Annotated in this window: 14 protein-coding genes, 2 tRNA genes and 3 rRNA genes; 12 read left to right on the forward strand and 7 right to left on the reverse strand. The window is 64.3% G+C overall.

Going from position 1 to position 20969, the window contains the following annotated elements:
- Positions 1-447, forward strand: a complete 447-nt coding sequence (locus LVB77_RS05280; RefSeq protein WP_232909160.1) for a hypothetical protein — start codon at positions 1-3, stop codon at positions 445-447.
- Complete coding sequence (locus LVB77_RS05285; protein WP_232909161.1) at positions 447-1544, forward strand: glutathionylspermidine synthase family protein; 1098 nt, start codon at positions 447-449, stop codon at positions 1542-1544. The genes LVB77_RS05280 and LVB77_RS05285 overlap by 1 nt, the downstream gene beginning before the upstream one ends.
- 58 nt (positions 1545-1602) lie before the next feature.
- On the opposite strand, the gene LVB77_RS05290 is transcribed toward LVB77_RS05285, so the two are convergent.
- Positions 1603-2475 carry an ion transporter gene (locus LVB77_RS05290; RefSeq protein ID WP_232909162.1) on the reverse strand — a complete coding sequence of 291 codons (873 nt, stop codon included), beginning with the start codon at positions 2473-2475 and terminating at the stop codon, positions 1603-1605.
- A 106-nt stretch (positions 2476-2581) separates the two neighbouring features.
- Between LVB77_RS05290 and LVB77_RS05295 the strand changes: the two genes are divergently transcribed.
- The 3 genes from LVB77_RS05295 (at position 2582) to LVB77_RS05305 (ending at position 6202) form a co-directional block, all read left to right on the forward strand.
- The gene (locus LVB77_RS05295) at positions 2582-3808 is read left to right on the forward strand and encodes an acetylornithine/succinyldiaminopimelate transaminase (RefSeq protein ID WP_232909163.1); all 1227 of its coding nucleotides are present in this window, start codon (positions 2582-2584) and stop codon (positions 3806-3808) included.
- Positions 3805-3972, forward strand: a complete 168-nt coding sequence (locus LVB77_RS05300) for a hypothetical protein (RefSeq protein ID WP_232909164.1) — start codon at positions 3805-3807, stop codon at positions 3970-3972. Before LVB77_RS05295 ends, LVB77_RS05300 begins: the two co-directional genes overlap by 4 nt.
- A 106-nt stretch (positions 3973-4078) precedes the next feature.
- Complete coding sequence (locus tag LVB77_RS05305; protein WP_232909165.1) at positions 4079-6202, forward strand: TonB-dependent siderophore receptor; 2124 nt, start codon at positions 4079-4081, stop codon at positions 6200-6202.
- 84 nt (positions 6203-6286) lie between these two features.
- On the opposite strand, the gene hemL is transcribed toward LVB77_RS05305, so the two are convergent.
- Positions 6287-7570 carry a glutamate-1-semialdehyde 2,1-aminomutase gene (hemL, locus tag LVB77_RS05310; protein WP_232909166.1) on the reverse strand — a complete coding sequence of 428 codons (1284 nt, stop codon included), beginning with the start codon at positions 7568-7570 and terminating at the stop codon, positions 6287-6289.
- Positions 7571-7588: 18 nt separating this feature from the next.
- Positions 7589-8233 carry a thiamine phosphate synthase gene (gene thiE / locus LVB77_RS05315; protein ID WP_232909167.1) on the reverse strand — a complete coding sequence of 215 codons (645 nt, stop codon included), beginning with the start codon at positions 8231-8233 and terminating at the stop codon, positions 7589-7591.
- A 70-nt stretch (positions 8234-8303) separates the two neighbouring features.
- Here thiE and LVB77_RS05320 point away from each other — a divergent pair, with 70 nt between their 5' ends.
- Positions 8304-8495 (forward strand): rubredoxin, encoded by a 192-nt coding sequence (locus tag LVB77_RS05320; protein ID WP_232909168.1) that lies wholly within the window; start codon positions 8304-8306, stop codon positions 8493-8495.
- 34 nt (positions 8496-8529) lie between these two features.
- On the opposite strand, the gene LVB77_RS05325 is transcribed toward LVB77_RS05320, so the two are convergent.
- A complete protein-coding gene (locus LVB77_RS05325; RefSeq protein WP_232909169.1) occupies positions 8530-8982 on the reverse strand; it encodes a DUF192 domain-containing protein in 453 nt (150 codons plus the stop codon).
- A 578-nt stretch (positions 8983-9560) separates the two neighbouring features.
- Here LVB77_RS05325 and LVB77_RS05330 point away from each other — a divergent pair.
- The 6 genes from LVB77_RS05330 (at position 9561) to LVB77_RS05355 (ending at position 17660) form a co-directional block, all read left to right on the forward strand.
- Positions 9561-11105: ribosomal RNA gene (locus tag LVB77_RS05330) — 16S ribosomal RNA — on the forward strand.
- Between the two features lie 117 nt (positions 11106-11222).
- A tRNA-Ala gene (locus tag LVB77_RS05335) sits at positions 11223-11298 on the forward strand.
- Positions 11299-11321: 23 nt separating this feature from the next.
- Positions 11322-11398, forward strand: a tRNA-Ile gene (locus LVB77_RS05340).
- A 252-nt stretch (positions 11399-11650) separates the two neighbouring features.
- Positions 11651-14528: ribosomal RNA gene (locus LVB77_RS05345) — 23S ribosomal RNA — on the forward strand.
- A gap of 185 nt (positions 14529-14713) precedes the next feature.
- A 5S ribosomal RNA gene (gene rrf, locus LVB77_RS05350) occupies positions 14714-14828 on the forward strand.
- The 16S, 23S and 5S rRNA genes sit together here with 2 tRNA genes alongside, the layout of an rRNA operon.
- Positions 14829-15824: 996 nt before the next feature.
- Positions 15825-17660: an ABC transporter ATP-binding protein gene (locus LVB77_RS05355; protein ID WP_305068933.1), complete on the forward strand. Its 1836-nt coding sequence runs from the start codon at positions 15825-15827 to the stop codon at positions 17658-17660.
- A gap of 332 nt (positions 17661-17992) precedes the next feature.
- On the opposite strand, the gene LVB77_RS05360 is transcribed toward LVB77_RS05355, so the two are convergent.
- From LVB77_RS05360 to LVB77_RS05370, 3 genes are all read right to left on the reverse strand, one after another.
- Entirely contained in the window at positions 17993-19480 is a 1488-nt protein-coding gene (locus tag LVB77_RS05360) for a hypothetical protein (protein WP_232909170.1), read from the reverse strand.
- Positions 19481-19611: 131 nt separating this feature from the next.
- On the reverse strand, positions 19612-20259 hold the full coding sequence (rpiA, locus tag LVB77_RS05365) for a ribose-5-phosphate isomerase RpiA (RefSeq protein WP_232909171.1): 648 nt from the start codon (positions 20257-20259) through the stop codon (positions 19612-19614).
- A gap of 236 nt (positions 20260-20495) precedes the next feature.
- The gene (locus LVB77_RS05370) at positions 20496-20966 is read right to left on the reverse strand and encodes an EVE domain-containing protein (protein ID WP_232909172.1); all 471 of its coding nucleotides are present in this window, start codon (positions 20964-20966) and stop codon (positions 20496-20498) included.
- Positions 20967-20969: the final 3 nt, after the last annotated feature.

Raw genomic sequence — 20969 nt, forward strand, 5'->3', positions numbered from 1 at the left:
ATGGCGAAGAAGCGCAAATCCCCGCAGTACACGCCCACGATCACGCGCGCGCCCGAATTCAAGCGCAGGCGTTCGTACACGGTGCCCTTGCTGTGGCTGGGCGCCGCGACGCTGATCGGCTATCCGATCGTGCGCGATATCACCGCCGAGCCCATGCAGCGCGGCGGCTATGCCGATCGCTACAGCTGCGAATGCGACTACCGCGACCGTTGCACCTACGAGAACGGGCGTTGGTACGGCCCCTGGTATCCCGAAAACGCACAGGACCCGCGCGACGCCCAGGCCAACCATCGCTGTCGCCACTCCCGCGTCTATTACGGCAGCTATGGCGGCTACGGCGCCACGGCCGGCAACCGCAGCGACGCCGAGTACCGCGCGCCGACCACCGAACGCGGCTACCGCGGCGGCTTCGGCATGACCGGCAGCACCCGCTCGGTTCGCGCCTGATGCGCCGCGAACGCTGCGCGCCGCGACAGGATTGGCGCGCGCGCGTCGAAAGCCTGGGCTTCGACTTCCACAGCCTCGACGGCGCGTACTGGGTCGACGACGCCTGCTATCGCTTCCGCGGCGAGGAAATCGACCGCATCGAAGCGGCCGCCACCGAGCTGCACCAGCTGTGCCTGGAGGCGGTAGCGCAGGTGGTCGAACGCGGCGACTACGCCGAACTGGGTTTGGACGCGCGCGCCGCCGAACTGGTCGAATGCTCCTGGCGCGCGCGCGAGCCGGCGCTGTACGGCCGCTTCGACCTGGCCTACGACGGCTACGGTCAGCCCAAGTTGCTGGAGTACAACGCCGACACGCCCACGTCCTTGTTCGAAGCATCGGTCGTGCAGTGGTACTGGTTCGAGGACACCGCCGCCGGCGCCGACCAGTTCAACCTGATCCACGAGCGCCTGATCGAACGCTGGCCGCAGGTGCTGCCGGCCGGCGCGCACGTGCATTTCGCCGGCTGCCTGGCGGCGCCGGAAGACCGCGCGACCGTCGAGTACCTGCGTGAGACCTGTGCCCAGGCCGGCTTCCAGACCCAGGCGCTGGACATCTCCGAGATCGGCTGGCGCGAGCAGCGCTATGTCGATCTGGACGATCGGCCGATCGCGCAGCTGTTCAAGCTCTACCCCTGGGAATGGCTGCTGGCCGAGCCCTTCGCCGAACACCTGCCCATGGCACCCACGCGCTGGATCGAGCCGGCGTGGAAACAGGTGCTGTCGAACAAGTCCCTGCTGCCGCTGCTGTGGCGCATGTTTCCGGGACATCCCAACCTGCTGCCGGCCTCGCACGACCCGGCCGCGATCGACGGGCCCTTGGTCGCCAAGCCGCGTCACGGCCGCGAAGGCGAGGGCGTCAGCCTGCACCAAAGCCCGCCGCTGCTGGCGGCGCCGGACACGGTCTACCAAGCCTACGCGCCGCTGTACCAGAGCGCCGGCGGCCACGCCGTGCTCGGCGCTTGGGTGGTCGGCGACACCGCCGCTGGCCTGGGCGTGCGCGAGGACGACGGCGCCATCACGCGCGACGGCAGCCGCTTCGTGCCGCATTGCTTCGATTGAGCGCAAGGTGCGCTCGATCGAAGCGCGCACTCGCCAGGTAACGCCGCCTGCTCGGCGCTCAGCCCATCGCTGCCGGCAGGTGGCGACCGCAATGGCGGCAATGCAGCGCGTCCGGATCGTGGCCTTCCAGCCCGCATTCGGGGCAACCGCGACGGTCGCGGCCCGGATGTTCGCGGCCGGACTCGCGCAGGCTGCTGGCCAGTTCGGCGGTGTAGATGCCGGTCGGCACCGCGATCACGCTGTAGCCGATCAGGATCAGCACCGAACTGACCAGCCGCCCCAGCGGCGTCTGTGGCGCGATGTCGCCGAAACCGACGGTGGCCATGGTCACGATCGCCCAGTACATGCTGGTGGGGATGTTGTCGAAGCCATGCTCCGGCCCTTCGATCACGTACATCAGCGCGCCGAAGATCACCACCACGGTCAGCACCGCGCAGATGAAGATGAAGATCTTGCGCCGGCTGCGCCACAGCGCGCCGGCCAGCAGTCCGCCTTCCTCGACGTACTGGGTGAGCTTGAGGATGCGGAACAAACGCAGCATGCGCAGGATGCGCACCACCAGCAGGCTCTGGCTGCCGGGGAAGACCAGCGACAGATAGGTCGGCAGGATCGACAGCAGGTCGATGAGCCCCCAACTGCTCAGGCCGTAGCGCAGCGGCCGCCGCACCACCAGCAGGCGCATCACGTACTCGACGCTGAACAGCACCGTGAACATCCACTCCAGCGCCAGCAGTTCGCGCGCGTAGCGGGCGTGGATCGAGGCGACGCTGTCGAGCATGATCACGATCACGCTGGCCAGGATCGCCACGATCAGCAACAGGTCGAAATTGCGCGCCGACGGCGTGTCGTGGCGGTAGATGATGTCGAACCAGCGGCGGCGCCAGCCGCTTTCGGTACGCGGATTGAGTTGCGGGTCCAGCAGTAGACGCATGCGGTTCCTCCAGCGCGGGATCGCGCGGCAGCGCGCCGGTCGCGCCTTCCTGCAGCGCGGTCCGACTTGGGCGAGAATACGCCGACTCCTCCACTGCCTGCGTCCGATGACCGCCTCGACCGACTCGCTGTTCGCCCTCTCCGAGCGTTACTACCTGCCCGTGTACCGGCCGCGCCGGATCGTGCTCGAACGCGGTCAGGGCGCGCGCATCTGGGATCGCGACGGCCGCGAGTACGTCGACTTCGGCGCCGGTATCGCCGTCAACGCGCTGGGTCACGCCCATCCGGCGCTGATCGCGGCGCTGACCGAGCAGGCCGGCAAGCTCTGGCACACCAGCAACGTGTTCGTGAGCGAGCCGCCGCTGCGCCTGGCCGAGGCGCTGGTGAGCGCTTCGGGTTTCGCCGAACGCGTGTTCTTCTGCAATTCCGGCGCCGAGGCCAACGAGGCCGCGATCAAGCTGGCGCGCAAGTGGGCCACCGCGCAGGGGCGCGAGCCCGAGCGCCGCGCCATCCTCAGCTTCCGCGGCAGTTTCCACGGCCGCACCCTGGCCGCGGTCACCGCCACCGCCCAGCCCAAGTACCACGAAGGTTTCGAGCCGCTGCCGCCGGGTTTCCGCTACAGCGATTTCAACGATCTGGCCGCCGCCGCAGCGGCGATGGCCGACGGCGCCGTCTGCGCGGTGCTGGTCGAGCCGGTGCAGGGCGAGGGCGGGGTGACGCCGGCGACGCAGGAATTCCTGCAAGGCTTGCGCGCGCTGTGCGATCGCCACGGCGCTTTGCTGATCCTGGACGAGATCCAGTGCGGCATGGGCCGCAGCGGCCGCTTGTTCGCCTGCCACGGCTACGAGGTCGTGCCCGACGTGGTCACCCTGGCCAAGGCGCTGGGCAGCGGCTTCCCGATCGGCGCCATGCTGGTCGGTGCGCGCGCCGGCGAGAGCATGCAGTTCGGCGCCCACGGCACCACCTTCGGCGGCAATCCGCTGGCCGCGGCGGTCGCCAATGCGGCGCTGCGCGAGCTGTCGTCGCCGGCCTTGCTGGCCAACGTGGAGCGTCAATCCGCCGCGCTGCGCGAAGCGCTGACCGCGCTGGATCGGGAGTTCTCGCTGTTCTCCGAGGTCCGCGGCCGCGGCCTGATGCTGGGCGCGCAACTGCGCCCGGAGCACGCCGGCAAGGCCGGCGAGATCCTCGACCGCTGCGTCGATCACGGCCTGCTGCTGCTGCAGGCCGGTCCCGACGTGCTGCGCTTCGTGCCGGCGTTGAACATCGCCGACGCCGACGTCGCCGAGGGCATGACGCGCCTGCGCGCGGCGTTGGTCGCGTTTCTGGGCCGGTGACCGACCGCGCCATCGTGGCCGGCGCCATGCCGGCTGCGATCGTGCATGAAGACGCGACCGCCCTAGCGTTCCCGGGCCTGCACCGGGCGCTCCCCAGCCATGCGCCGGTGCTGCCGCGCGCCTACGTCCCCCGCATTCACGCGCGACGCCTGTCGGCGGCCTGACGCCGCGGAACCGCATCGCAATTCGCCCGCGCACGCACGCACGGGCTGGTATCCGTTGTTCAGTTAAACGATAATGATTATCGTTTACAAATTCGGTCGAACATTCATGCCCCACTTCCCCTACCGCCCGGCCCCGTTGGCCGCGGCGCTCGCGCTGTTGCTGACCGCCCCCGGCGCCCTGGCCCAATCCGAGCGCAGCCCCGACGGTGGCGACACCGCGGACCAGGCCACCACGCTGGACCATGTGGTCGTGCAGGGAGCGGCGCCTGAGGGCTACAAAGCCGCCAACGCGCGCAGCGCGACCAAGACCGACACGCCGATTTCGGAAACGCCGCAGGCGATCACCGTGGTCACGCAGCAGCGCATGACCGACCAAGGCGCGCAGAACGTGCAGGACGCGCTCAATTACGCCGCCGGCGTGCGTTCGGATGCTTACGGCCTGGATTCGCGCGGCGACTGGACGCTGATCCGCGGCAGCTCGCCCGACGAATACCTCGACGGCCTGCGCAGCGCCTTCAACTACTACACCAGCAGCGCCCGCACCGACCCCTACATGCTTGAGCGCATCGAAGTGCTGCGCGGGCCGGCGTCGATGCTGTTCGGTCAGGGCGGCACCGCCGGTATCGTCAACCTCGTCAGCAAGCGCCCGCAGGCGCAGACCCGGCGCGAAATCGGCATGCAGATCGGCAGCTACGATCGCCGCCAGCTCAATGCCGACTTCACCGGCGCGCTCAGCAAGGACGGCACCTGGCTGTACCGCCTGGTCGGCGTCTACCGCGACAGCGACACCCAGGTCGACCAGGTAGGCGACGACCGCCGCCTGTTCGCGCCCTCGCTGACCTGGCAGCCCAGCGACGACACCTCGCTGACCCTGCAGCTGCGCTGGCAGCAGGACCGCACCGGCTCCACCTCGCAGTTCTTCGGCTGGAGCGGCCTGCTCGCACCGAATCCGAACGGCCGCGTGCCGGCCCACCGCTATATCGGCAACCCCGGCGATCACTACGACACCGACCGCACCACCGCCGGCTGGCTGTTCGAGCATCGCTTAGACGAACACTGGACCCTGCGCCAGTCGTTCCGCGCCGCGCGCAACAAGGTCGATTACGCCAGCGTCTACGGCAACCCCTTCCTCAACCCGACCGATCCCTTCCTCGACCCGCAACAGCGTCTGCTGCCGCGCGAAGGCTGGTTCGCCAAAACCCAGGTTCGCATGCTCAACGCCGACCAGCACGTCGAAGGCCGGTTCAAGATCGGCGCGGTCGAGCACCAGCTGTTGCTGGGCGTGGACGCGGTGCGCTTCAAGCAGGACGAAGCGCAGCTGTTCGCCAGCGACGTGCCGCCGGTGGACATCTTCAACCCGGTGTACACGCCGTACACGCCGTACACGCCGCCCGCGCTGGGCGAGCCGGTGAGGACTCGCCAGCGTCAGGTCGGACTGTACCTGCAGGACCAGATGAAGTTCGGCGAGCACTGGATCGTGGTGGCCGGCTTGCGTCACGACCGGGTCAGCAACAGCGTCGCTGAAGACCGCGAAGGCGCGGAAGACTCCAGCGCCACGACCAAACGCTTGGGCATCATGTTTCACGACTGGGCGGGCTGGTCGCCGTATGTGAGCTACAGCGAATCCTTCACTCCGCTGGGCAGCAGGCATGCCATTACGGGTGCCCGCTATAAGCCGCAACAGGGCGAACAGATTGAGGCTGGCTTTAAGTTCGAACCGATCGGACGCGACTTGAGCTTCACCGCCGCGGCTTACGAACTGCGCGAAAAGAACCGTCTGGTGCCGGATCCGCGCTTCCCCAACACCAACATCCAAGCCGGCAAGACCAAGGTCAACGGCCTGGAGCTGGAAGTGAGCGGAAAACTGAGCGAATCCTTCGAGCTCACCGCGCATTACAACTACTTGGAAAACGACCGGCAGCTCGAATCCACCCCGCGCCATCAGGCCGCGGTCTGGGGCAAGCAGCGCTTCCGCATCGGCGGCCGCGAGGGCTACGCCGCCGGCCTGGGCCTGCGCTACATGAGCGCGTTCGACAGCCTGCCCGCACCGACCACGCCGGCGGTGACCCTGGCCGACGCCATGCTGTCCTACGACACCGGCGCCTGGCGCTGGGCGCTCAACATCAACAACCTCACCGACAAGCGCTACTTCAGCATCTGCATGGGCCGCGGCGACTGCTGGTTCGGTGCCCGCCGCAATATCGGGCTCAGCGCCAGCTATTCGTTCTGATCCTGCACCAAGCGATCCTGCGCAAAGAAAAACGGGCCGACAATGGTCGGCCCGTTCGCGTTCGCGGCATCGTGGTGGCGCGGCTTACAGCAGCGCGAAACTCGCGCGCGCCGCCTCCAGCGTGTGCGCGATCTCGGCCTCGCCGTGCGCGCTGGACAGGAACCCCGCCTCGAACGCCGACGGCGCCAGATACACACCGCGTTCCAGCATGCCGTGGAAGAACCGATTGAAGCGCTGCGTGTCCGAACCCAGCGCGTCGGCGAAGCTTTCCACCGGTCCTTCGCGGAAATACAGGCCGAACATGCCCGGCTCACGGGTGGTGTGGAAGGCCACGCCGGCCTCGCGCGCGGCCGCTTCCAGCCCGTCGCAGAGCGCGTGCGTGCCGCGCTCCAGCGCATCGTGGAAGCCGGGCTCGCGGATCAGCTCCAGCGTCGCCAGACCCGCCGCCATCGCCACCGGATTGCCGCTGAGCGTGCCGGCCTGGTAGATCGGACCGCTGGGCGCGACCTGGCTCATCAGATCGCGCCGGCCGCCATACGCACCGACCGGCATGCCGCCGCCGATGATCTTGCCGAAGGTGCTGAGGTCCGGAACGATGCCGTAGCGCTGCTGCGCGCCGCCCAGCGCGACGCGGAAACCGGTCATCACTTCGTCGAAGATCAGCAGCGCGCCGTGCCGCGTGCACAGCTCGCGCAGGTGCTGCAGATAGCCGTCGCGCGGCAGGATGCAGTTGGCGTTGCCGACGATGGGCTCGATGATCAGGCCGGCGATCTGATCGCCGACTTCGTCGAACAACTTCGTTGCCGCATCGAAATCGTTGTAAGGCAGGGTCAGGGTCAGATCGGCCAGCGCCGACGGCACGCCCGGCGAATTCGGCAGGCCCAAGGTGAGCGCGCCGCTGCCGGCCTTGACCAGAAAACTGTCGCCGTGGCCGTGATAGCAGCCCTCGAACTTGACGATGCGCGTGCGCCCGGTGGCGCCGCGTGCGACGCGGATCGCCGACAACGTGGCCTCCGTACCGGAGTTCACCATGCGCACCATCTCGCAGTTGGGCACGATCTGGGTGATGGCCTCGGCCATCGTCACTTCCAGCGCGTTGGGCACGCCGAAACTGAGGCCGTCGCGCATCGTGCGCGCCACCGCGTCCAGCACCTGCGGATGCGCGTGGCCGGCGATCATCGGGCCCCAGGAGCCGACGTAATCGACATAGCGGTTGCCGTCGACGTCGTACAGGTACGCGCCCTGCGCGCGCTGCGCGAAGAACGGTTCGCCGCCGACGGATTTGAACGCGCGCACCGGCGAATTGACGCCGCCGGGCAGCAGCTCGGAGGCGCGGGCGAACAGGGCGTGCGAACGGGCGTTATTCATGGGGCTGCGGTCTTCGGATTAGAGAGGGGAAGTCGGGGCAACATCGAAACAGGCGCGATAGGCGCGCACCGCGGCGGCCGGATCCGGCGCGTCGAACACGCCGCTGATCACCGCCAGCAGATCGGCGCCGGCCGCGACCAGCGCCGGCGCATTGTCCGGGGTGATGCCGCCGATCGCCACCCGCGGCACCGCCAGCGGCGCCGCGTCGCGCAGCAACTGCAGGCTCGCGCGGCGCGCATGGGGTTTGGTCGGCGACGGAAAAAACGCGCCGAACGCGACGTAGTCGGCTCCCGCAGCGACCGCATCGCGGGCCAGCGCGCCCTGGTCGTAGCAGGACACGCCCAGGATCGCGCCCGTGCCCAGCGCCTGGCGCGCGGCCGCGACATCGCCGTCGTCCTCGCCCAGGTGGGCGCCGTCGGCGCCGATCCGCGCGGCCAAGCGCCAGTCGTCGTTGACGATCAGCGGCACGCCGTAGCGCCGGCACAGCGGCAGCAACGCCGTCGCCTGCCGTTCGCGCGTCGCCGCGTCGGCGGCCTTGTTCCGATACTGCAGCCAGACCGCGCCCGCGCCCAGCACCGCGTCGACCCGCGCCAGCAGGCGCGCATCGTCGGTTTCGTCGGGGGTGATCGCGTAGACGCCGCGGCGCGGCCAGGATGAATGCATGACGGCGCTTCCGTGGGCGCGACGGGGGTGGGACAATGCGCGTCCCGCTAGCCCGCCATTATCCGCCCATATGTCCGAGATCGCCGCCGCCACCGTCTTCCGCACCTGGATGTGCGTCGTGTGCGGCTTCATCTACGACGAGGCCAAGGGCCTGCCGGAAGAGGGCATCGCCCCGGGCACCCGTTGGGAGGATGTGCCCGACACCTGGACCTGTCCGGACTGCGGCGTGACCAAGGACGATTTCGAGATGATGGAGCTCTGAAGCCCCGTGCCGCGGCGGCTCCAGGGCCTGTCCGTCAGGGCTTGGTCGGCAGCCCCGGCCCGAAGGTCAGCACCGCGCCGTCCTGCAGGTTCAGCTTGGCCGCCTGGCCGGCATTGAGTTCCAGCACATACCGCGCCGGCGCCGCGCTGGGGTAGGGCGGGCACTGGTTGCCGGCCGAGCACGGCGGCACGTCGCGCTGCTGCGACACCAGCTTGCGGTCGTTGTCGAAATACAGGATATCCAGCGGAATCTTGGTGTTTTTCATCCAGTACGCCTGCGGCCCCAGGCGCTCGTGCAGGAAGACCATGCCGCGGTCCGGCGCCATTTCCTCGCGGAACATCAGCCCCATCGCGCGTTCCTCGTCGTCGTCGGCGACCTCGACCGTGTAGCGCTGCCCGGCCAGCTCCACCCAGGTGGTATCGGTGCCGCTGGCGCAGCCGGACAACAGCAGGCCGCAGCAGGCGGCCAACAGACGTAGCGTGGACATCGAGCGGGTTCCTGGTTGCGTATGGAGTGCGGCGACCATCGGCCAGCGCGGCGCGGCGGTCAAGTCGAAAAAAAATCTCGCCGACCCCCTTCCCTATTCAGCTTGAGCTGTGCACAATGCGCGCCCCGCCACGGTGCGACGCAGGCTGCGGTGGGGGGCCGGAAGAGGTCGCCGAATTGCAGTACGAAATCGGTTGACGGATTCGAAGGCTGCTGTAAGATGCGCGGCCCGAACGACGGGATGGCCTGAGGGCCTGAACGGAAGGTTGGGAAGCGGTAGAAAAAAGGTTTCGCAGGGTGTTGACGGTCGCGAAATCTGCTGTAAGATGTGCGGCTCCCTCGGGCACTTTGGTGACGAGGCAGGGATCAGGCGCTGAGGCCGATTCCGACGATCTTTGACAGTGTGCGCAGGTGACTTGTGCGGGCGTCTGGCCGGTGGGTGTAGTCCATTAGCAGACGTTCGTAACAGAGTCCAAATGAAGCAAGAAAGCATGCAAATGCGAGTAAACGTGTAATTCGGGCTCAGGAGCGACGACTGCACTCAAAGCATTAGATTGGACTTCGGTCTGGTCGAAAATTTAAGTGAAGAGTTTGATCCTGGCTCAGAGTGAACGCTGGCGGCAGGCCTAACACATGCAAGTCGAACGGCAGCACAGGAGAGCTTGCTCTCTGGGTGGCGAGTGGCGGACGGGTGAGGAATGCGTCGGAATCTGCCTATTTGTGGGGGATAACGTAGGGAAACTTACGCTAATACCGCATACGACCTACGGGTGAAAGTGGGGGACCGCAAGGCCTCACGCAGATAGATGAGCCGACGCCGGATTAGCTAGTTGGCGGGGTAAAGGCCCACCAAGGCGACGATCCGTAGCTGGTCTGAGAGGATGATCAGCCACACTGGAACTGAGACACGGTCCAGACTCCTACGGGAGGCAGCAGTGGGGAATATTGGACAATGGGCGCAAGCCTGATCCAGCCATGCCGCGTGTGTGAAGAAGGCCTTCGGGTTGTAAAGCACTTTTGTCCGGAAAGAAAACCTTTCGATTAATACTCGGAGGGAATGACGGTACCGGAAGAATAAGCACCGGCTAACTTCGTGCCAGCAGCCGCGGTAATACGAAGGGTGCAAGCGTTACTCGGAATTACTGGGCGTAAAGCGTGCGTAGGTGGTTTGTTAAGTCTGATGTGAAAGCCCTGGGCTCAACCTGGGAACTGCATTGGAAACTGGCTTACTAGAGTGCGGTAGAGGGTAGTGGAATTCCCGGTGTAGCAGTGAAATGCGTAGATATCGGGAGGAACATCTGTGGCGAAGGCGACTACCTGGACCAGCACTGACACTGAGGCACGAAAGCGTGGGGAGCAAACAGGATTAGATACCCTGGTAGTCCACGCCCTAAACGATGCGAACTGGATGTTGGGAGCAACTTGGCTCTCAGTATCGAAGCTAACGCGTTAAGTTCGCCGCCTGGGAAGTACGGTCGCAAGACTGAAACTCAAAGGAATTGACGGGGGCCCGCACAAGCGGTGGAGTATGTGGTTTAATTCGATGCAACGCGCAGAACCTTACCTGGCCTTGACATCCACGGAACTTTCCAGAGATGGATTGGTGCCTTCGGGAACCGTGAGACAGGTGCTGCATGGCTGTCGTCAGCTCGTGTCGTGAGATGTTGGGTTAAGTCCCGCAACGAGCGCAACCCTTGTCCTTAGTTGCCAGCACGTAATGGTGGGAACTCTAAGGAGACCGCCGGTGACAAACCGGAGGAAGGTGGGGATGACGTCAAGTCATCATGGCCCTTACGGCCAGGGCTACACACGTACTACAATGGTAGGGACAGAGGGCTGCAAACCCGCGAGGGCAAGCCAATCCCAGAAACCCTATCTCAGTCCGGATTGGAGTCTGCAACTCGACTCCATGAAGTCGGAATCGCTAGTAATCGCAGATCAGCATTGCTGCGGTGAATACGTTCCCGGGCCTTGTACACACCGCCCGTCACACCATGGGAGTTTGTTGCACCAGAAGCAGGTAGCTTAACCTTCGGGAGGGCGCTTGCCACGGTGTGGCCGATGACTGGGGTGAAGTCGTAACAAGGTAGCCGTATCGGAAGGTGCGGCTGGATCACCTCCTTTAGAGATGTAAAAAGATGGGCAAGCTTGCCTGTCAGACGTCCGCACAAGTGACCTGCATTCAGAGTTCCCGGTCCTGCCCGAGAGGGTGGTGAACCGCGGGAGCGTCCCATGTTTTATGGGGCTTTAGCTCAGCTGGGAGAGCACCTGCTTTGCAAGCAGGGGGTCGTCGGTTCGATCCCGACAAGCTCCACCAAAACCAGCCAGCGCAACACTTATGGGTCTGTAGCTCAGGTGGTTAGAGCGCACCCCTGATAAGGGTGAGGCCGGTGGTTCGAGTCCTCCCAGACCCACCACCTAAGTGGAAAGCGTCTCCGGAACGTCTGAATGATCTGCGCACACAACAAGATTTGAAGCGGTCGGGCGCTGAAGCCCGCATCGTGTTCTTTGAAAACTGGGACGTAGCGAGCGTTTTGAGACGAATGTCCATGACGTGTCGTAGAGGCTAAGGCGAGTGCCGAGAGGCACTTTATTAATTGAGTCGTTATATTCGAATTCGGGCTTTGTACCCCTGAATCCTGTGGCTCCAAGGCGACTTGGGGTTATATGGTCAAGCGAATAAGCGCACACGGTGGATGCCTTGGCGGTCAGAGGCGATGAAGGACGTGACAGCCTGCGAAAAGCGTGGGGGAGCTGGCAATAAGCATTGATCCCGCGATGTCCGAATGGGGAAACCCACTCCGCAAGGAGTATTGCATGGTGAATACATAGCCATGCAAAGCGAACCCGGTGAACTGAAATATCTAAGTAACCGGAGGAAAAGAAATCAACCGAGATTCCCTAAGTAGTGACGAGCGAACGGGGAGCAGCCCTTAAGTTGAGTAAGGTTTAGCAAAACGAGTTGGAAAGCTCGGCCATAGACGGTGACAGCCCGGTATGCGAAAGACCTCATTCAATGAAATCGAGTAAGGCGGGGCACGAGAAACCCTGTCTGAACATGGGGGGACCATCCTCCAAGGCTAAATACTCCTGACCGACCGATAGTGAACCAGTACCGTGAGGGAAAGGCGAAAAGAACCCTGGTGAAGGGAGTGAAATAGACCCTGAAACCGTGTGCGTACAAGCAGTCGGAGCCCGCAAGGGTGACGGCGTACCTTTTGTATAATGGGTCAGCGACTTACTGTTCGTGGCGAGCTTAACCGTATAGGGGAGGCGAAGGGAAACCGAGTCTGATAAGGGCGCATAGTCGCGGGCAGTAGACCCGAAACCGGGTGATCTAGTCATGCCCAGGGTGAAGGTTGAGTAACATCAACTGGAGGCCCGAACCCACTCCCGTTGCAAAGGTAGGGGATGAGGTGTGATTAGGAGTGAAAAGCTAATCGAACCCGGAGATAGCTGGTTCTCCTCGAAAGCTATTTAGGTAGCGCCTCGGACGAATACTACTGGGGGTAGAGCACTGTTATGGCTAGGGGGTCATTGCGACTTACCAAACCATGGCAAACTCCGAATACCAGTACGTACTATCCGGGAGACACACGGCGGGTGCTAACGTCCGTCGTGAAAAGGGAAACAACCCAGACCCACAGCTAAGGTCCCAAATTCATCGCTAAGTGGTGAACGATGTGGAAAGGCACAGACAGCCAGGAGGTTGGCTTAGAAGCAGCCACCCTTTAAAGAAAGCGTAATAGCTCACTGGTCGAGTCGGTCTGCGCGGAAGATTTAACGGGGCTAAGCGATGAACCGAAGCTTGGGGTGCATACTTTGTATGCGCGGTAGAGGAGCGTTCCGTAAGCCGTTGAAGGTGGATTGAGAAGTCTGCTGGAGGTATCGGAAGTGCGAATGCTGACATGAGTAACGATAATGCGGGTGAAAAGCCCGCACGCCGAAAGCCCAAGGTTTCCTTGCGCAACGTTAATCGACGCAGGGTGAGTCGGCCCCTAAGGCGAGGCAGAAATGCGTAGTCGATGGGAAGCTGGTTAATATTCCAGCACCTCGCGTAAGTGCGATGGAGGGACGGAGAAGGTTAGGTCTACCCGGCGTTGGTTGTCCGGGAGAAAGCAGGTAGGTGTGGGTCTTAGGCAAATCCGGGACCCTTTAACACCGAGCAGCGAGACGAGCTCATTAGAGCGAAGTGACTGATACCACGCTTCCAGGAAAAGCTCCTAAGCTTCAGCTTACGCAGACCGTACCGTAAACCGACACAGGTGGGCAGGATGAGAATTCTAAGGCGCTTGAGAGAACTCGGGTGAAGGAACTAGGCAACATGGCACCGTAACTTCGGGAGAAGGTGCACCCCTTTTGGTGGCTCGTGCGAGCTATAGCTGAAAGGGGTCGCAGTGACCAGGCCGCTGCGACTGTTTATCAAAAACACAGCACTCTGCAAACACGAAAGTGGACGTATAGGGTGTGACGCCTGCCCGGTGCTGGAAGGTTAATTGATGGGGTCAGCCGCAAGGCGAAGCTCTTGATCGAAGCCCCAGTAAACGGCGGCCGTAACTATAACGGTCCTAAGGTAGCGAAATTCCTTGTCGGGTAAGTTCCGACCTGCACGAATGGCGTAACGACAGCGGCGCTGTCTCCACCCGAGACTCAGTGAAATTGAAATCGCTGTGAAGATGCAGCGTTCCCGCGGCAAGACGGAAAGACCCCGTGAACCTTTACTATAGCTTTACACTGAACGTTGAGTTCGTCTGTGTAGGATAGGTGGGAGGCTATGAAACCATGGCGCTAGCTGTGGTGGAGCCATCCTTGAAATACCACCCTGTCGTGCTTGACGTTCTAACCTAGGCCCGTAATCCGGGTCGGGGACCGTGTATGGTGGGTAGTTTGACTGGGGCGGTCTCCTCCCAAAGTGTAACGGAGGAGCACGAAGGTACGCTCAGCGCGGTCGGACATCGCGCACTGTGTGCAAAGGCATAAGCGTGCTTGACTGCAAGATCGACGGATCAAGCAGGTACGAAAGTAGGTCTTAGTGACCCGGTGGTTCTGTATGGAAGGGCCATCGCTCAACGGATAAAAGGTACTCCGGGGATAACAGGCTGATACCGCCCAAGAGTTCATATCGACGGCGGTGTTTGGCACCTCGATGTCGGCTCATCACATCCTGGGGCTGTAGTCGGTCCCAAGGGTATGGCTGTTCGCCATTTAAAGTGGTACGCGAGCTGGGTTCAGAACGTCGTGAGACAGTTCGGTCCCTATCTGTCGTGGGCGTTGGAGATTTGAGAGGGGCTGCTCCTAGTACGAGAGGACCGGAGTGGACGAACCTCTGGTGTTCCGGTTATCACGCCAGTGGTATTGCCGGGTAGCTATGTTCGGAAGCGATAACCGCTGAAAGCATCTAAGCGGGAAGCGCGCCTCAAGATGAGATCTCCCGGGACTTTAAGTCCCCTAAAGGAACCATCAAGACTAGGTGGTTGATAGGCAGGGTGTGTAAGTGCAGCAATGCATTGAGCTAACCTGTACTAATGATCCGTGTGGCTTGACCATATAACCTCAAGTTGCTTTGGTCTCCACGATTCGTCGGATGACATTCGACTCTGCTTCCATCAGAAGCTAAACTTCGCTACGTCCCAACTTATTCGCCAACGACGGGTACCATTCCGTCCGAAGCAACCCAACGAGAGCGTGTGCGCTGTTTCAGTCCAACGAAACCGGCGACCCTCCACCCTCTCCCTGGTGATAATAGCTGTGTGGAACCACCCGATCCCATCCCGAACTCGGAAGTGAAACGCACATGCGCCGATGGTAGTGTGGCCTAAGCCATGCAAGAGTAGGTCATCGCCAGGGGCTTTATCCGAAGGCCGGTTCCCGAAAGGGGACCGGCCTTCTTCTTTGCGCGCGCGAAACGTTAATGCCGGCCGCAGGCGAATCGCGCGGCGGGTGAGTTAATGCCGACGCGTTTCAAGATAATCCGCCCGCTCCCGGCCGCATCCCAGGCGTTCTGTGGGAGCGGCGTCAGCCGCGATCGCCATCGGGCCAATCGCGTCGCCACTTCATTGCCGCCATCGCGGCTTACGCCGCTTTCACAGAAAGCAGAAGGGCTGCCATTGCTGGCGATCGCCATCGGGCAAGTTACACCGCCGTTCCATTGCCGCGGTCGCGGCTTACGCCGCTCCTACCCCAAAGCCGTTCTGCGCCGATTGCCCGTGTAAGAGCGGCGTGAGCCGCGACCGGCATACGGCCAATCGCGCCGCCATTTCATTGCCGCTATCGCGCCTTACGCCGCTCCCACAGAGAGCAGGAGTGCTGGAATGGTGGCTGTCGGCGCCGATATCGGCACCCGCAGTTGAGCCATGGCCGCTGCGCTGGGCGCGGTTCGGTGCCGATATGACGATTGTCGGCGAATTTCACTATGCGGACTCTGGCGTTTCGTCGCCACGACTGCAGTCATCGGCGACTCTCGCTACACTCGCGTCTGCCGTCGCGCAATCGTGCGCGGCGCGCCAGCCGGGCAATCCCCTGGCATCGCGGCTTGATCGCGGTCGCCGGGACGGAAAGGAGAGGCAGCATGAAGTTCACCATCGTCGGCGCGGTACACCGTTAAGTCCGCATTCGCGGCCCAGTTTCGGGTCGCGCCAGGCAGACCGTCCGCTGTCAGGGCCTGTTATGGCCGCTGATCGTGCGCGCTCGCCCGCCACCTCACTCCCGAATTCCTGATCCGGCGCCGCAGGCGCCCGATTCAGTACGCGCGTCGTTCCAGCGCGTCGCTCACACGTCCCGTGTCGGGACCGGGCGACCGCCGCGCGACGGGAGTTTTCAAGCTAACCAAGGCTCAACGCCATGATGATTTTTCGTTGGTTCGAATCCCTGATCGACCCGTTCCGCCCCGCGCCCGAGGACATGCCTCCGCGCACCGTGGCGGCGTTCTACTGGCATTTCCTGCGCCAGGCCTGGCCGGTGTTCGCGGTCCTGACCGTGGTCGGCTTCTTCGTCGCGATCGTCGAGGTGGTGATGTTCGACTACCTGGGCAAGGTCGTGGACCTGGTCAACACCACGCCCAGCGGACAGTTGTTCGCGCAACACGGCGGCGAGCTGCTGTGGATGGCGGCGGTGATGCTGATCGCGCGGCCGTTCTTCCTCGGCCTGCACGACCTGCTGCTGAACCAGAGCGTGCATCCGAGCATGACCAACCTGGTGCGCTGGCAGACCCATCGCTACATGCTCCGACAGAGTCTGGGCTTCTTCCAGAACGACTTCGCCGGACGCGTGGCCAACCGCATCATGCAGACCGGTCCGTCGTTGCGCGAATCCACCACCCAGGCCTTCGACGCGCTGTGGTACGTGGTGGTGTACTCGGCGTCGGCGATCTACCTGTTCGCGCAAGCCGACGTGCGCCTGGTGGGGCCGCTGGTGGCGTGGATCGTGATCTACATCGGGCTGCTGCGCTACTTCGTGCCGCGGGTGAAGCAGCGCTCGTGGCGGGCGTCGGATGCGCGTTCCAAGTTAATGGGACGCATCGTCGACGGCTACACCAACATCGCCACGCTCAAGCTGTTCGCGCACTCGCGGCGCGAAGAGGCGTACGTGGCCGAGGCGATGCTGGAACAGACCGGTCGTTCGCGCGACATGACCCGCATGACCACGCTGATGGGCATGAGCATCACCGTACTCAACGGACTGTTGATCGTCGGTACCTGCGGTCTGGCGCTGTGGCTGTGGCACCAAGGCGCGATCACGGTCGGCGCGATCGCGTTGGCGACGGGTCTGGTGATCCGCATCCACAACATGTCGGGCTGGATCATGTGGACGGTGAACGGCATCTTCGAGGATATCGGCACGGTGCAGGACGGCATCGAGACGATCTCGCGGCCGCTGACGGTGGTCGATCGCGCGGATGCGAAGGCGTTGCAGGTGAGCGAAGGCGGGGTGCGGTTCGAAAACGTGCACTTCCATTACGGTCGCGACAGCGGATTGATCGCCGATCTGGATCTGACGGTGCGTCCGGGCGAGAAGATCGGCCTGGTCGGGCCCTCGGGTGCGGGCAAGTCGACGCTGATGAACATCCTGCTGCGTCTGTACGATCTGGAGGGCGGCCGCATCCTGATCGACGGTCAGGACATCGCCGGCGTCACCCAGGACAGCCTGCGTTCGCAGATCGGTGTGGTTACCCAGGACACCTCGCTGCTGCATCGCTCGATCCGCGACAACCTGCTCTACGGCCGTCCGGACGCGAGCGAGGCGGAGATGCAGGCGGCCGCGCACGAGGCGCGCGCGGACGAGTTCATTCCGCGTCTGGTCGACGGCGAGGGCCGGCAAGGCTACGAGGCCCTGGTTGGCGAGCGCGGCGTCAAGCTCTCCGGCGGACAGCGCCAGCGCGTGGCGATCGCGCGCGTGTTGTTGAAGAACGCGCCGATCCTGATCCTGGATGAGGCCACCTCGGCGCTGGACTCGGAGGCCGAGGCGGCGATCCAGGAAAGTCTGGATTCGTTGATGGCCGGCAAGACGGTGATCGCGATCGCGCACCGGCTGTCGACCATCGCGCGCATGGACCGGTTGGTGGTGATGGACCAGGGACGGATCATCGAGACCGGCACGCACGAGGAACTGATCGCGCATGACGGCTTGTATGCGCGGTTGTGGAAGCGGCAGACGGGGGGCTTTGTCGGTGTGGATGCCTGAGGCCGGCTTTGTTCCAAGTCGGCTGCTGGTACTTCCTTCTTCCTGTGGGAGTAGGTGGCCGTAGGCCGGATGAGGGTTCGGTGCGAGATTGGAGTTGCGCGCCTGCGCCGGACCCTCACCCCAACCCCTCTCCCAAGGGAGAGGGGCTTGAAGATGGCTTAGTGGCCTGTTGGGTTTCGGAACAGCGAGTCAGGGCTACTGCCTGAGCGAGAAGGTGGCTTTAGGGCGGATGAGGGTTTGGCGTGAGGTTGGAGCTGCACGCCTGCGCCGGACCCTCACCCCAACCCTCTCCCAAGGGAGAGAGGCTTGAAGGGCCGGTGGCTTGCCGGATCTCAGAACAGCGAGCCGGTGCTGCCGCGTTCGCCGTCTTCGGGTTGCCCGCGGCGCTTGCGCACCCAACCGCCTACGCCCGAGGGCGAGTGCGGCGCTGGGTCTTTGGGCTTGGCGCTTTCGCGCTCGTTGCGATGCGCGCTTTCCGCCATCACGTTGAACTGGCGCAACCGCTGCAGCCACAACTCGTCCATGCTGGGATCGGCGACCAGCGGGGCGGCGCCCAGATCGGCCTCGGTGGCTTCGTCGGGAATATGGCTGAAGGGAATGCGCATCGGCGCGGCACCCTGCGCCAGGGCTTCCTGCATCGCGCCGAAGTACAGGCGGTTGTTGCCGTAACGCTGGTTGACCTGATCGAGCACGCGCGTCAGGGCCTGGTTGCGTTGGCGGTCGGCGAACAGTGCGCCGGTTTCGGCCGCGCAGGGCTGCAGGTCGATCAGCGATACCGCGACCGACAAGGGCGGATGGCGGCGCAGGTTCCAGCGCCCGCTGGCGGCGGCGCGCATCAGCGGCTCGATCGCATCGGCCATCAGCTGCAGCAGGGTCGGGGTGTCGTCGAGCGCGGCGAACGACAGGCCGCGGTCGTAGCGTTGTTCGCGGCCGACGAAACGGATGTGCAGGCTCAGCCCGCGGGCTTGGCAGCGCTCTTGGCGCAAGCGCATGGCCGCCTTGGCCAGCAGCTTGAACATCACCGAGCGCATGCCCTCGGCATTGCGCATCTGCGGGTCCAGCACGTGCGAGTGGCCGACCGAGCCGACCGCGCTGCGCTGGCGCGACGGCGGCTCGATACCGCGCAGTTGCGCCCAGAAGCGTTCGCCCTCGATGCCGCCCCAGATCGCGCGCAGGCGCTCGCGCGGCGCGGCGGTGAGTTGGGCGACGCTGACGATGCCGGCCTCATGCAGGCGCTGCAGCATCGAGGGGCCGATGCCGCACAGATCCTGCAATTCCAAGCCGTGCAGAGCCTGCGGCAGGTCGGCCAACTCGACCACGGTCAGGCCGTCGACCTTCTCGATGTCGGAAGCGGTCTTGGCCAGGAAGGTGTTGGGCGCGATGCCGACCGAGCAGCGGATCGCCGGGCTCAGGCCGCGTTCGGTGAGGGTGCGCTTGATCTTGTGCGCGATCGCGATCGCATGGTCGCGCTGGCGCTCGCGGCCCATCAGCCGGCACGCGACCTCGTCGATCGACAGCGGCTTGCCGTCGATCGGTATGCAGTCCTCGATGGCCGCGATCAGCTGGTGATGCAGTTCGACATAACGCGCCGGGCGCGCCTGCACGATCATGATGTCGGGACAGCGCTCCAGCGCTTCGCGCACCGGCGTGCCGGTCTTGACGCCGTGCAGCTTGGCCTCGCGACTGGCGGCGATGCAGCAGGTGGTCGCCGCCATCACCGGCACCACGCCGACCGGCCGGCCGCGCAGGCGCGGTTCGTCGAATTGCTCGACCGAGGCGAAGTAGGAGTTGAAGTCGACGAACAGGCAGCGCAGGGTCACGACGGCGGGTCACGCTGGGATAACGAAGGTTCGCGCCGCGCGACGCGCCCCGCAAGGACCGCTGGCCGGCGATCCGCCGATTCTATCGGCGGATCGTCTCATGTGCTGAGATTTTGTTGAAAATCAGCTGCTTACAGCACGATCGGCGGCTCGCCACCGACGATTACCACGTCCGCGGGGCGGCGCGCGAACAGGCCGACGCTGACCACGCCCGGGATCTGGTTGATCGCGCTTTCCAGCGCCACCGGATCGGTGATCGCCAGGCCGTGGATGTCGAGGATCCAGTTGCCGTTGTCGGTGACCACGTTCTCGCGCCAGACCGGCTGGGCGCGGGTCATGCCCAGGATTTCGCGCGCGACCAGGCTGCGTGCCATCGGCACCACCTCCACCGGCAGCGGGAAGCGGCCCAGCACGTCGACGCGCTTGGCCGGATCGACGATGCAGACGAACTTGGCGCTGGCCTCGGCGATGATCTTCTCGCGCGTGAGCGCGGCGCCGCCGCCCTTGATCAGGCGCTTGTGCGGGTCGCACTCGTCGGCGCCGTCCACATACAGCGACAGCGGGCCGGTGGCGTTGAGGTCCAGCACTTCGATGCCCAGCGCCTGCAGCCGGGCCGTGCTCTGTTCGGAGCTGGACACCGCGCCCTTGATGCGCTCCTTGATGCGGCCCAGCGCGTCGATGAAGTAGGCGACCGTGGAGCCGGTGCCGACGCCGACGATCATGCCGTCTTCGATGTAGTCGATGGCTTTTTCGCCGGCCAGGCGTTTTGCTTCGGACATGGGCTGGGCTCGTAGTTCGTGAATTGCGGTTCGGAAAACTTAGGACGGGCGCATTCTGCTTTTGCTCGTCAACCCCGCGAACGCGGGGAGCCAGAGACTTTAGCGTCATGCTTGGTGGTGCCCAGGATCCCCGCCTGCGCGGGAATAACGGATCGGGGGCGGCGTTGGCCACTCCGGGGCGCGACTTCAGCGGCGGCCCGTTGCTGCGGCGGACAGAGGCTGCGTTCGGCCACCGCTCACTCCATCGCCAGCAGCAGCTTCCACTGCGCGGCCGACACCGGCAGCACCGACAGCCGATTGCCGCGTCGGGTCAGGGCGAAATCCTCGCCCAGCTCGTCGGCGCGCGCCTTGATCTCGTCCAGGGTGATCACGCGCTTGAGCTTGCGCTCGAAGGCGACGTCGACCAGCAGCCAGCGCGGATCCTCGCGCGTGCTCTTGGGATCGTGGTAGTCGGACTTGGCGTCGAACTGGGTCGGGTCCGGATAGGCCGCGCTGGCGATGGTGGCCAGGCCGGCGATGCCGGGCACGGCGGTATTGGAGTGGTAGAACAGCACGCCGTCGCCCACCTTCATGCCGTCGCGCATGTAGTTGCGCGCCTGGTAGTTGCGCACGCCGTTCCAGGGCTCGGTGCGCACGCGCTCCAGGTCGTCGATGGAAAAGGTGTCGGGTTCGGACTTCATCAGCCAGTAGCGGCGGCGTGCGGTCATGGG

It is taken from the genome of Lysobacter sp. 5GHs7-4, assembly GCF_021284765.1.
In the GTDB taxonomy this organism is placed as follows: domain Bacteria; phylum Pseudomonadota; class Gammaproteobacteria; order Xanthomonadales; family Xanthomonadaceae; genus Lysobacter.

Excerpts from the sequence above, each read along its gene's own strand:
- LVB77_RS05355 (WP_305068933.1), top strand. The coding sequence starts at position 15,825 with ATGATTTTTCGTTGGTTCGAATCCCTGATCGACCCGTTCCGCCCCGCG.
- LVB77_RS05280 (WP_232909160.1), top strand. The coding sequence starts at position 1 with ATGGCGAAGAAGCGCAAATCCCCGCAGTACACGCCCACGATCACGCGC.
- thiE (WP_232909167.1), bottom strand. The coding sequence starts at position 8,233 with ATGCATTCATCCTGGCCGCGCCGCGGCGTCTACGCGATCACCCCCGAC.
- LVB77_RS05295 (WP_232909163.1), top strand. The coding sequence starts at position 2,582 with ATGACCGCCTCGACCGACTCGCTGTTCGCCCTCTCCGAGCGTTACTAC.
- LVB77_RS05325 (WP_232909169.1), bottom strand. The coding sequence starts at position 8,982 with ATGTCCACGCTACGTCTGTTGGCCGCCTGCTGCGGCCTGCTGTTGTCC.
- LVB77_RS05285 (WP_232909161.1), top strand. The coding sequence starts at position 447 with ATGCGCCGCGAACGCTGCGCGCCGCGACAGGATTGGCGCGCGCGCGTC.
- LVB77_RS05370 (WP_232909172.1), bottom strand. The coding sequence starts at position 20,966 with ATGACCGCACGCCGCCGCTACTGGCTGATGAAGTCCGAACCCGACACC.
- LVB77_RS05290 (WP_232909162.1), bottom strand. The coding sequence starts at position 2,475 with ATGCGTCTACTGCTGGACCCGCAACTCAATCCGCGTACCGAAAGCGGC.
- LVB77_RS05320 (WP_232909168.1), top strand. The coding sequence starts at position 8,304 with ATGTCCGAGATCGCCGCCGCCACCGTCTTCCGCACCTGGATGTGCGTC.
- rpiA (WP_232909171.1), bottom strand. The coding sequence starts at position 20,259 with ATGTCCGAAGCAAAACGCCTGGCCGGCGAAAAAGCCATCGACTACATC.
- hemL (WP_232909166.1), bottom strand. The coding sequence starts at position 7,570 with ATGAATAACGCCCGTTCGCACGCCCTGTTCGCCCGCGCCTCCGAGCTG.
- LVB77_RS05305 (WP_232909165.1), top strand. The coding sequence starts at position 4,079 with ATGCCCCACTTCCCCTACCGCCCGGCCCCGTTGGCCGCGGCGCTCGCG.